Raw genomic sequence first — 10,125 nt, 5'->3', positions numbered from 1 at the left:
CGTGCCTGTCACAGTACCCGTGGCCGTGATCGACAAGGCGCCGCTGCCATCGTTCAGGGCATAGATGCCGGTTCTGCCGCCGCTGACCGCCGCCGCATTGATGGTCAGGCCCGTGCTTCTACTGAAGTTCGTGGCAAAGATGCCAATGCCATTCGTGCTTGTCACATCACCCGTGGCCGTGATCGTCAAGGCGCCGCTGCCATAGTTCCGGGCATCGATGCCGCGTGCGCCGCCGCTGACCGCCGCCGCATTGATGGTCAGGTCCGTGCCGCCACCTGCGGTCAGGGCAGAGATGCCAATGCCATTCGTGCCTGTCACATCACCCGTGGCCGTGATCGTCAAGGCGCCGTTGCCTAAGTTCAGGGCAGCGATGCCGAGTGTGCCGCCGCTGACCGCCGCCGCATTGATCGTCAAGGCGCCGCTGCCATCGTTCCGGGCAGCGATGCCGGTTCTGCCGCCGCTGACCGATGCTACATCGATGGTCAGGCCCGTGCCATTACTTGAGTTCGTGGCATTGATGCCATCGTAATGCGTGCCTGTCACAGTACCCGTGGCCGTGATCGTCAAGGCGCCGCTGCCATCGTTCCGGGCTTCGATGCCGCGTGTGCCGCCGCTGACCGCCGCCGCATTGATCGTCAAGGCGCCGCTGAGGATATAGTTCAGGGCAAAGATGCCGACGCCATTCGTGCCTGTCACATCACCTGTGGCCGTGATCGTCAAGGCGCCGCTGCCATAGTTAAAAGCTTCGATGCCGTTTGTGCCGCCGCTGACCGCCGCCGCATTGATGGTCAGGTCCGTGGCGCTGCCAAAGTTCCCGGCAAGGATGCCAACGCCATTCGTGCCTGTCACATCACCCGTGGCCGTGATCGTCAAGGCGTCGCTGCCTTGGTTCCGGGCAAAGATGCCGAATGTGCCGCCGGTAATGCTGGAGGCGGCATTGTCCATGTTGATTGTCAATGAGCCGTAGCGGCTCACCGTACTGAGGCCGGTGCCGGAACTGGTATTGACGGTCGCAACCGTTGAGGCATTGCCGATATTGATGGTGATGTCTTCGACATTGGTTGCGATGGTTTCATCGATATCCCCGGTACACGTTACCGTATCGCCGTCCACCGCTACGTTCGGATTTGTGCCGCTGGACACGCAGCCATTCGGCAGCGCCTGCGCCCAGGCGCGCCCGCCATAGCGTCCGCCGTAAAGGCCTCCCACACCCGGCGCCGCCACGATGGCGAACACCGAGGCCGCCGTCAAAAGCCGTCTGTTTATCCGTCTCGATCCGTTTTTTTGCCGGGCCGGACCGGCCTTCGAAGAGCCGGATGACAAGCGGTTTGCGCGAAAACGGCGCCGCAGATCCACATTTTCAGACATGAATGGCCTAACCTCATTCGCGCCCTTAAAACCGCCGGACGCTGATTATCAATCGAATAATTCAAAACTTGCATTAATATGAGTATGTTCATGTAAAGCAGACAGCCCGCCGTTTGCAAGCCGAAACGGCGGTAGCAAAGGCCTGGTATTTTTGCGCGAACCCGGATTGCAGCTAATAGATTGCCATTGTGTCTTTCGGGCAACGGCCATCACGTCACAAAGCCAGCGGGCGGCCCTGACCGTGTGCGGTCTTGCAAACAGCTTCGTATTCAAGGAGCGGTCCGGATCGAATCACCGAAACCGGGCGACATGCCTGCCAGGCGGCGGGACGCATTCCCGGCGCCGCTTTGCCGATCTGCGAAAGCTATCGGGGTTTCAATTTGATAGTTGCATTGCCACTTACCCAAACCGTTCGATCCGTGCTAAGGGGCGAAAAAATTTAAATGGCGCGAAAAATGACAACTCTTGAAGATACCGATAAGCAAAAACAGGACACGCCGCAACCGAAGCCTGTGGATTCAGAAGGCTCGGGCAATACCGAGATCACGTTTTCCGGGGGCTTGAAGACGTTTCTGGAAAGCCAGGGCGTTTCCCTTGCCTTCACCTCCTATCAAAGCGGCAATCTTTATCTCTTCGGCAGCGGTACGGACGGCAATCTCGCGATGCACCAGGCCGGCTATCCGCAGGCCATGGGTGTCGTCGGCGATGGCAACCGGATCTATCTTGCCTCGCATTCGCAGATTATCCGCCTGGAAAACGTGCTCGGACCGGGGCAGGCCGCCAACGGCAAACATGACCGGGTCTATGTCCCGCGAAATTTCCAGACAACGGGCGCGGTCGATCTGCATGAAATCGGCGTGTGTTCAAATGGCAGGGTCGTCTTCGTCAACACCCGCTATTCGTGCCTTTGCGAATTCAGCCTTACGCACAGTTTCAAACCGGTGTGGAAACCCGAATTTATCTCAAGGATTGCGCCGGAAGACCGCTGCCACCTGAACGGCCTCGCCATGCGTGAGGGAGAACCGCGCTACGTTAGCGCCGTGTGCCGGTCCGACGTGGTAGACGGCTGGCGCGATCGGCGAGACGACGGCGGCATTGTTATCGATGTCGACACGGACAAGATCCTCGCCGAAGACCTGTCGATGCCGCACTCGCCACGATGGCACAAAGACAGGGTTTGGCTGGCGAATTCCGGGACCGGGCAGATCGGCTGGATCGACGGAAAGAAGAAGGCATTCGTGCCCTTCACTTTCTGCCCCGGCTTCATACGTGGTCTGGCGTTTCTGGATAACCATGCAATCGTTACCCTTTCGAAGCCCCGGTACAAGCGGTTCGACGGTCTGGCACTCGCCGACGCGCTCGATGAGAAGGATGCCGACCCGTGGTGCGGCATTCAGATCATTTCGCTGCAGGATGGCTCCGTCGCCCATTGGATCCGTTTCGACGGCGTGATACAGGAACTGTTCGATGTGTGCGTTTTGCCTGGCGTGAAGGACGCCATCACCCTGGGACCGCATTCGGCTGAAATCCAGAGCTTCATTACCATCGAGGCGCCTGACTGGGCCGGCACGGGCGGGACTGCGGATTGACGGCGGTGCCGAGGCAAGCGGCGAGGCCAGGATCTCGTTGTCGCGCACGGTTACGCCAGGACCCGGGTCGCTTTCGATGATATTGCGCCGGTTCTGGTCCAGTCGGTTCTGGTGTCGGAGGACGGTCGCTTCTGTTCCCATCACGGTGTCGACTGGAATGCGGTGAATGTCGTCATCGACAGCGCGCTGGACGGCGAGCGACCTCGCGGAGCGAGCACGATCGCGATGCAGACCGTCAAGAACCTCTTCCTGTGGTCCAGCCGGCCTCACCCGGCTTGCGACGCTTGTCGAGCGCCGCGCCCAACAGTCCGGCGCATATATCAGATGCCTTTATGATTAGAGCGGGCTGTGACTGAATGTTTGATCCCAGGTTTTGATGGTGTTTGACCGGGCGGCTGGTTAAAAGAACCGCCAAGCTGCTCGTATGGAGGCTTTTCAGATGAGTGAAATCGTCCTTTATATCGGCAACAAGAACTATTCGTCCTGGTCCTTCAGGCCATGGCTCGCGATGCGGACCCTGGACATCGCGTTCCGCGAGGAGTTGGTGCCCTTCGACATGGCCGCCGGCAATCCCGCCTTCGCGTCGTTCTCTCCGACCAACAAGGTGCCGGTTCTGGAGCACGGCACGTTGCGCGTGTGGGAGTCGTTGACCATCCTGGAATATCTGAACGACCTGTTTTACACCAAGCGGGTCTGGCCGCACGAGCACGACAGGCGCGCCCGGGCAAGGGCGATCAGCTGCGAGATGCTGAGCGGATTTTCCGCGCTGCGTTCGGAATGTCCGATGAATATGCGGCGCGAGCCTGCCGAGCTTGCGGTTTCCGATGCGGCCAAGAACGATATCAGGCGCATCGAGACGATCTGGAAAGAGTGTCTGGAACAAAGCGGCGGGCCGTTCCTGTTCGGTCATTTCTCTGCGGCTGACGCCATGTTCGCGCCGGTGGTCAACCGGTTTGAGATTTATCGCCTGACTCGGGATCCGTCCGCGCTTGCCTATATGGATCACATGAAATCATTGCCGGCATGGCAGGAATGGGAGAGCACCGGGCGGGCCGAGAGCTGGGTCGTGGAGGAGGATGAAGTCTGAGATCGCGGCGCAAGTCCAATTCTGTACAAAAAATGTCGGCAGGTGCTGGCCAAAAGGCCATTTGCCATGTATAAGCCCGCGCAATTTCCGAAATTGACACGTGCGGTTTCGGCCCGGATCAGGCCGACGAGCACGTATTGCCCGCGAGTGGAGTAAGAAATGGCCGTACCCAAAAGTAAAGTGACCCGCTCGAAGCGCGGCATGCGCCGCGCAACCGATGCGCTCAAGGCACCGACCTATGTCGAAGACAAGGATTCCGGCGAGCTTCGCCGTCCTCACCATATCGATCTGAAGACCGGTATGTATCGGGGCCGCCAGGTTCTGACAAACAAGCAAGACGCATGAGTTGCGGGTAAAATACCGCAGCAATCCAGACTTGTCCTGAGGCCGGCGCAAGCCGGCCTTTTTCTTTTTATGGCCGTCCGCTGCCATGATTTTGCCGGTAACCCTATTTTACGTTTGTCCGGCCATCTCGGCACGCTCGGCTACAAACTGTGATAGAGCTTTGACCAACCTAATCGACCCCGGGGGCGGTGCGACACGATGATTGCGGCCATTCCACTGATGATCATTCCGCTGATCGCCTACAACGCGCTGATCTTCGGGCCATTCGCCGGCGCAGGGCCGGATGTGCTGTCGATGGATATGGTCAGTATCCCGATGATTTCGGGTGCGCAGTGGACGATGCAGCTTGGTGATCTGGTGATTGTCGGCGCCCTTGCGCTCCTGTTCCTGGAAATCCTCAAGGCAACGCGCAGCGGAAGCTGGTCCGTTATCGACCACCTTCTGTCGGCAATCGTCTTCGTGGCGTTTCTCGTGGAGTTCCTGATCGTCGGCGAAGCCGCCACGGACGTGTTCTTTATCCTGACGGTGATCGCCTTCGTCGATCTGATCGCCGGCTTTTCGGTGTCGATCAAATCCGCCGGGCGCGACGTTTCCATCGGACTTTAGGACGCCGCGCCCTGCAGTGCCGTCAGTTGCGGGCCAGGGCCGATTCGGCGAGCTTGACCCAGTAGGAAATGCCGTAGGGGATGATCTCGTCATTGAAATCGAATTCGGGATGATGCAGTGCCGCCGTATCCCCGTTGCCGATGAAAATGAACGAGCCCGGCCGCGCCTCCAGCATGTATGAGAAGTCCTCGCCCCCCATTGTCGGCAAGGCGTTGTTGTCGACCTTGCCGGGCCCCGCGATCTCCTCGGCCACCGTGACGGAAAAATCCGTCTGATCGGCGTGGTTGAACGTCACCGGATAGCCGCGCTTGTATTTCACCGATGCCTCGGCGTTGTGCGCGTCGGCGATGGAGTGAACAATCTGCTCGATGCGTCGTTCGGCCATGGCGCGCACCTCCGGGTCGAGCGTGCGGACGGTGCCGGCGATCTCGGCTTCCTCCGGGATCACGTTATAGGCGTTGCCGGCGTTGAATTTGGTGACCGAAACGACGATCGATTCAAGCGGATTCGCATTGCGCGAGGCAATGAGCTGAAGGCCGGAGACGATCTGCGCGGTGATGGTGATGGGGTCGATGGTCTGATAGGGCATCGCCGCGTGACCGCCGCGCCCCTTGACCGTCACGGTAAACTCGTCGGTCGCGGCCATGATGGCGCCGCTGCGGGTCGCGAACTCGCCGACCGCGAGGCCGGGCATATTGTGCATGCCGAACACCTCCTCGATCGCGAAACGGTCCATCATGCCGTCCCGGACCATCTCGTCGCCGCCGCCGCCGCCTTCCTCGGCGGGCTGGAATATGACCGCTACCGAGCCGTCGAAATTGCGGGTTTCCGTCAGGTATTTCGCCGCGCCGAGCAGCATGGCCGTGTGACCGTCATGGCCGCAGGCGTGCATCTTGCCGTCAATCGTCGATGCCCAGGGTTTGTCGGTCGCCTCGGTGATGGGCAGGGCATCCATGTCGGCGCGAAGACCGATGACCCGGCCGGCTCCATCGTTGCGCCCTTTGATCAGGGCGACGACGCCCGTGCGGCCGATGCCGGTGACCACCTCGTCGCAGCCGAATTCCTCCAGCTTCTGTTTGACGAAGGCTGCGGTTTCATGAACGTCGAAAAGCAGTTCAGGACGGGTGTGAAGATGTCTGCGCCATTCCGTGACCTCTGACTGGAGTTCGGCGGCGCGGTTCAGTATCGGCATGAAATATACCCTTATGGCTACAATAATACCTGACGGATGTATGGCATATAGGGCAGCTTTGCGTTACATACAATTCGTGTCCCAATCGTTTGTCGGAGTCCGTTTCCGCCCATGCATCGAGTGTCGAGTGTGCCTGTGATATGTCTCGCCGCGATGGTTATGGCCGCTTTCCTGGCGGCGGGCGCGAAGGCTGCCGGACCGACCATCGTGGTCGACGTGAAAAGCGGCAAAGTGCTTGAGCACAAGGATGCCTTCCAGCGCTGGTATCCGGCGTCCCTCACAAAGCTGATGACGGCCTATGTGGTTTTCCGCCAGGTGCGTTCCGGCGCCGTTTCCATGGACGGCAAGGTGACGATCAGCAACACGGCGGCGAAAGCTCCGCCGAGCAAAATGTATTTCAAGCCCGGCTCGCAGCTCACGCTCGACAATGCCGTCAAGATTATCTTGGTCAAGTCGGCCAATGACGTGTCCGTGGCGATTGCCGAGAGGATCGCCGGAAGCCACAAAGCCTTTGTGGAAATGATGAACGCCGAAGCCCGGCGTCTCGGCATGACGGATACCCGCTTCATCAATGCAAGCGGTTTGCCGGGCAAGGGTCAGCGCACCACGGCCCGCGACATGGCTGTGCTGGGGGTGGCGCTGAAGCGCGAGTTCCCGCAATACGGTCACTATTTTGCCATCGAAGCGATCAGCACCGGCAAAAAAACCTATACCAACTACAACATCCTGATTGGACGGTTTGCCGGCGCCAACGGCATGAAAACCGGCTTTATCTGCTCTTCCGGATTCAATCAGGTGTCATCGGCGACACGCGGGGGCCGTTCCGTGGTCTCGGTCGTTCTCGGCGCCAGGGATCAGGAGGAACGGGCGGTGGAATCGGCGCGTCTTCTGCAAAAGGGGCTGACCACACCGGGTCTCGCCAAACCCACGCTTACGGGCCTGCGGCCTTACGGGCAAAACCGGCTGAAGATTGTCGACCTGCGGCCTGTCGTGTGTTCGCAGGAAGCGCGAAAGGCGCGCTATGACGGCCGCGACGTCGGTCGTATGACGCTCGCATCCGCTTACATCGCACCGCTCGGCCGCGAGGCGCGCGCCGCACGCGTCGGGCTGACGGGCCGCATACCGGCAGCCTTGGCCCCCGGCCGGATCCCCGTGCCGAAAGCAAGACCGGTCGGCATTGGCGGAATTGGCGGAGCGGTGGCCGCATCGCAGGCGGAACCCGCCAGCGGCGTGCCGGTGCCGCGGGCCCGCCCGAGCCTTTAAGCAAGAACCTCGCGCATGCACCGGACCGATCCCATTCCCGTCTCCGTGCTGACCGGCTTTCTCGGATCGGGAAAGACGACATTGCTTAACCGGCTCCTGAAAGATCCCGAATTGCGCGACACGGCGGTGATCGTCAATGAGTTCGGCGATGTCGGAATCGATCACCTGCTGGTCGAACAGTCGAGCGACGGGGTCATAGAGCTGTCGGACGGGTGCCTGTGCTGCACGGTTCGCGGCGAACTCGTCGACACGCTGGCCGATCTCATGGACCGGCTCCAGACCGGCCGCATCAAGGCGCTTGGCCGGGTGATTGTCGAGACAACCGGCCTCGCCGATCCCGCGCCGGTGCTTCACGCCATTATGGGCCACCCCGTTCTTGCGCAGAACTACCGTCTCGACGGCGTTATCGCCGCGGTCGATGCGGTCAATGGGGACGCAACGCTCGACGCCCATGAGGAGGCTGTAAAACAGGTGGCCATGGCGGACAGGATCGTGCTGACCAAGACCGACCTGATCGATCCCGCCTCGAAGGACTTCGCACGTTTTACCTCCCGGCTCATGCATCTGAACCCCGGCGCGCCTCAGCTCCCGTCAAATGATGACGAGGCGAAAGCGGGCGCGCTTTTCGACTGCGGCCTGTATGATCCGGAGACGAAGACGGCCGATGTCGGCCGTTGGCTGCGCGACGAAGCCTATCGGCACGACCATGACCACGCCCACGACGTCAACCGGCATGACGCGCGTATCCGGGCCTTCACACTGACCGAAGACCGGGCGATCGATCCGGATGCGCTGGAGATGTTCGTCGATCTCCTGCGCTCGAGCCAGGGTGAGCAATTGCTGCGCATGAAGGGCATTGTCAGAATGTCCGACGATCAGGAAAGACCGGTCGTGCTGCACGGCGTGCAATCCATCTTTCATCCGCCCGTGCGCCTTGCCGCCTGGCCGGACGAAGACCGCCGCACCCGGCTTGTGGTGATCACCCGCGACCTCGGCGAGGATTATGTCGTCAGGCTGTTTGCCGCCTTCACGGGCCTGCCTCGGGTCGATACGCCGGACCGGCAGGCCATAGAGAACAATCCGCTGTCCATACCAGGCTTCAAACCCTGACCGGGGTGTTCCGGCTACCCGCCGGGAGACGCAAGCTCAGCCGGCCTTTTCGATCAGGAAGCGATGACCGTCATCGACGGTCTGAATCTCAATGAGGCGGTGTCCGGATTCGGAGCAGAAATGCGGGATGTCGACGACGGCAAGCGGATCGGTGGTTTCGACCCAGATGCGGGCGCCTTTCTCAAGCGGCGCCATGCGCTTTTTCGTCTTCAGGACCGGCAGGGGGCATTTCAGGCCGCGCAGGTCGTAGCATTCGACATGTGTATCGCCGTTCACCAGACGCGCCACCAGGATTTTTTCTTCGTCGGTTGCTGACTTGCGGCGGTGCTCGCGATCGTCGCCGGCGAAGGTGTCGGCGTGGCGGGGACGGCCGCGACACTGCCGACCTCCGTGGCCGGCGGCAGCGGAGCGGTTGCCGCGTCGCGGTCCACGGGTGTGGATTGCGGTATCGTTGCCGTCTGTTCATTGCTGGTCTTGCCGGTCGACAGCAATGTGGCAATCGCCGGGATCCTGGTGCGGTCGTTCAGTTCCTTCACCGCCGCGGCAAACTCCCGGTCGTATTTTTTTGTATGGGCGGCGTAGGCCAAAGCCAGCGATTGCGGTGGAGCGGAAACGGGGCAGGCGCGTTCCGGATGGAATTCGTCGCCGTCTTCGGCGATCTCGTTGAAGACATAGCGCCCGTCGCAGACATCGACCTTCGGCGGCTGTTTGGTCAGTTCGAAATGATCATAGCCGACCTTGATCATCTCCCAGTATTCGTAATGTTCGCTGTCGCGGTGCCGCGCCATGTTTTCCGCCGTCATCCGAAAGGGATAGGCCTGCACCTGGAAGGCCTTCTGACCGCCGCGATGGGCCTCGCGGGCGAAGGCGTAAATCTCGATCATCAGTTCGTCGGTCATGGAATAGCAGCCGGCGGACGAGCAGGCGCCGTGGACCATCAAATGCGAACCGGTGCGCCCGTGGGCGCTGTCATAGGCGTTGGGAAAGCCCATATTGAAGGACAGATAGTAGCTGGAATTGGGATTCATCTGGTGGGGCTTGACGTGATAGTAGCCTTCCGGCGCCTGGCGGTCGCCTTCCTTGAACTTCGGCCCGAGCTCGCCCGACCACTTGCAGATCTCGTATTCCTTGACCATCGCATAACGGCCGTTGCCCCTGGCCTTCCAGACCTCGAGCATGCCCTCTTCCTTGAAGATACGCATCATAATAGGCGCCCGGACGCTCTGGTCGTGCGCCTTCATCTGATTGACGAGTTTCCTGGGAAGTTCGTATTCGGCCTTGTTGTCAACGGATTCCAGGACATCCTGACATCCCGCAACAGCAAGGCTCATACCCGTTACGACGATTACCGATTTCCAGCCAGTCAGACGCACTGTGCCCCTTTCCCATCTGTGTCACGCGCAAACCTTCAAAGGTCGCGTGCGTCTTGCGAATTCGATTCCCGCTCTGCCGTTCGCCGTCTTGGACCGTCGGCGGCGCACACAATCATCTTATGTCGCCTAAAATATGACCGAATATGTTTCCGAAATCTTTACCACAATCGCCAAATCGGCGACTTCACAAAT

Annotated in this window: 10 protein-coding genes and 1 pseudogene; 7 read left to right on the top strand and 4 right to left on the bottom strand. The window is 60.4% G+C overall.

Features of this window, described 5'->3' with window-relative positions; translation table 11 throughout:
* The coding region (locus AC5E6N_RS09665) for a beta strand repeat-containing protein (protein ID WP_491747624.1) at window positions 1-1,368 on the bottom strand (1,368 nt) is incomplete at its 3' end.
* A gap of 455 nt (window positions 1,369-1,823) precedes the next feature.
* Here AC5E6N_RS09665 and AC5E6N_RS09660 point away from each other — a divergent pair.
* From AC5E6N_RS09660 to AC5E6N_RS09640, 5 genes and pseudogenes are all read left to right on the top strand, one after another.
* Complete coding sequence (locus tag AC5E6N_RS09660; protein WP_491747623.1) at window positions 1,824-2,957, top strand: TIGR03032 family protein; 1,134 nt, start codon at window positions 1,824-1,826, stop codon at window positions 2,955-2,957.
* A 27-nt stretch (window positions 2,958-2,984) separates the two neighbouring features.
* Window positions 2,985-3,221 (top strand): annotated as a pseudogene (locus AC5E6N_RS09655) (transglycosylase domain-containing protein); the annotation flags it as partial.
* Between the two features lie 175 nt (window positions 3,222-3,396).
* On the top strand, window positions 3,397-4,044 hold the full coding sequence (locus AC5E6N_RS09650) for a glutathione S-transferase family protein (RefSeq protein ID WP_491747622.1): 648 nt from the start codon (window positions 3,397-3,399) through the stop codon (window positions 4,042-4,044).
* Between the two features lie 159 nt (window positions 4,045-4,203).
* Window positions 4,204-4,389 (top strand): 50S ribosomal protein L32, encoded by a 186-nt coding sequence (gene rpmF, locus AC5E6N_RS09645; protein ID WP_491747621.1) that lies wholly within the window; start codon window positions 4,204-4,206, stop codon window positions 4,387-4,389.
* Between the two features lie 198 nt (window positions 4,390-4,587).
* Entirely contained in the window at window positions 4,588-4,995 is a 408-nt protein-coding gene (locus tag AC5E6N_RS09640) for a hypothetical protein (protein WP_491747620.1), read from the top strand.
* Between the two features lie 22 nt (window positions 4,996-5,017).
* On the opposite strand, the gene AC5E6N_RS09635 is transcribed toward AC5E6N_RS09640, so the two are convergent.
* Window positions 5,018-6,187 carry a M20 aminoacylase family protein gene (locus tag AC5E6N_RS09635; protein WP_491747619.1) on the bottom strand — a complete coding sequence of 390 codons (1,170 nt, stop codon included), beginning with the start codon at window positions 6,185-6,187 and terminating at the stop codon, window positions 5,018-5,020.
* A 159-nt stretch (window positions 6,188-6,346) separates the two neighbouring features.
* Between AC5E6N_RS09635 and AC5E6N_RS09630 the strand changes: the two genes are divergently transcribed.
* The gene (locus AC5E6N_RS09630) at window positions 6,347-7,450 is read left to right on the top strand and encodes a D-alanyl-D-alanine carboxypeptidase family protein (protein WP_491747618.1); all 1,104 of its coding nucleotides are present in this window, start codon (window positions 6,347-6,349) and stop codon (window positions 7,448-7,450) included.
* 15 nt (window positions 7,451-7,465) lie between these two features.
* Window positions 7,466-8,560, top strand: coding sequence for a CobW family GTP-binding protein (locus AC5E6N_RS09625; RefSeq protein WP_491747617.1), 1,095 nt, complete (start codon window positions 7,466-7,468; stop codon window positions 8,558-8,560).
* A 36-nt stretch (window positions 8,561-8,596) separates the two neighbouring features.
* Here AC5E6N_RS09625 and AC5E6N_RS09620 read toward each other — a convergent pair whose 3' ends face one another.
* Window positions 8,597-8,836 carry a sulfurtransferase TusA family protein gene (locus AC5E6N_RS09620; protein WP_491747616.1) on the bottom strand — a complete coding sequence of 80 codons (240 nt, stop codon included), beginning with the start codon at window positions 8,834-8,836 and terminating at the stop codon, window positions 8,597-8,599.
* Window positions 8,833-9,891: a L,D-transpeptidase family protein gene (locus tag AC5E6N_RS09615; RefSeq protein ID WP_491747625.1), complete on the bottom strand. Its 1,059-nt coding sequence runs from the start codon at window positions 9,889-9,891 to the stop codon at window positions 8,833-8,835. Before AC5E6N_RS09615 ends, AC5E6N_RS09620 begins: the two co-directional genes overlap by 4 nt.
* Window positions 9,892-10,125: the final 234 nt, after the last annotated feature.

It is taken from the genome of Hoeflea sp. (assembly GCF_984452065.1).
This window is presented reverse-complemented; position numbering and strand designations above follow the sequence as displayed.

Excerpts from the sequence above, each read along its gene's own strand:
- AC5E6N_RS09635 (WP_491747619.1), bottom strand. The coding sequence starts at position 6,187 with ATGCCGATACTGAACCGCGCCGCCGAACTCCAGTCAGAGGTCACGGAA.
- AC5E6N_RS09660 (WP_491747623.1), top strand. The coding sequence starts at position 1,824 with ATGACAACTCTTGAAGATACCGATAAGCAAAAACAGGACACGCCGCAA.
- rpmF (WP_491747621.1), top strand. The coding sequence starts at position 4,204 with ATGGCCGTACCCAAAAGTAAAGTGACCCGCTCGAAGCGCGGCATGCGC.
- AC5E6N_RS09630 (WP_491747618.1), top strand. The coding sequence starts at position 6,347 with ATGGCCGCTTTCCTGGCGGCGGGCGCGAAGGCTGCCGGACCGACCATC.
- AC5E6N_RS09615 (WP_491747625.1), bottom strand. The coding sequence starts at position 9,891 with ATGAGCCTTGCTGTTGCGGGATGTCAGGATGTCCTGGAATCCGTTGAC.
- AC5E6N_RS09625 (WP_491747617.1), top strand. The coding sequence starts at position 7,466 with ATGCACCGGACCGATCCCATTCCCGTCTCCGTGCTGACCGGCTTTCTC.
- AC5E6N_RS09640 (WP_491747620.1), top strand. The coding sequence starts at position 4,588 with ATGATTGCGGCCATTCCACTGATGATCATTCCGCTGATCGCCTACAAC.
- AC5E6N_RS09650 (WP_491747622.1), top strand. The coding sequence starts at position 3,397 with ATGAGTGAAATCGTCCTTTATATCGGCAACAAGAACTATTCGTCCTGG.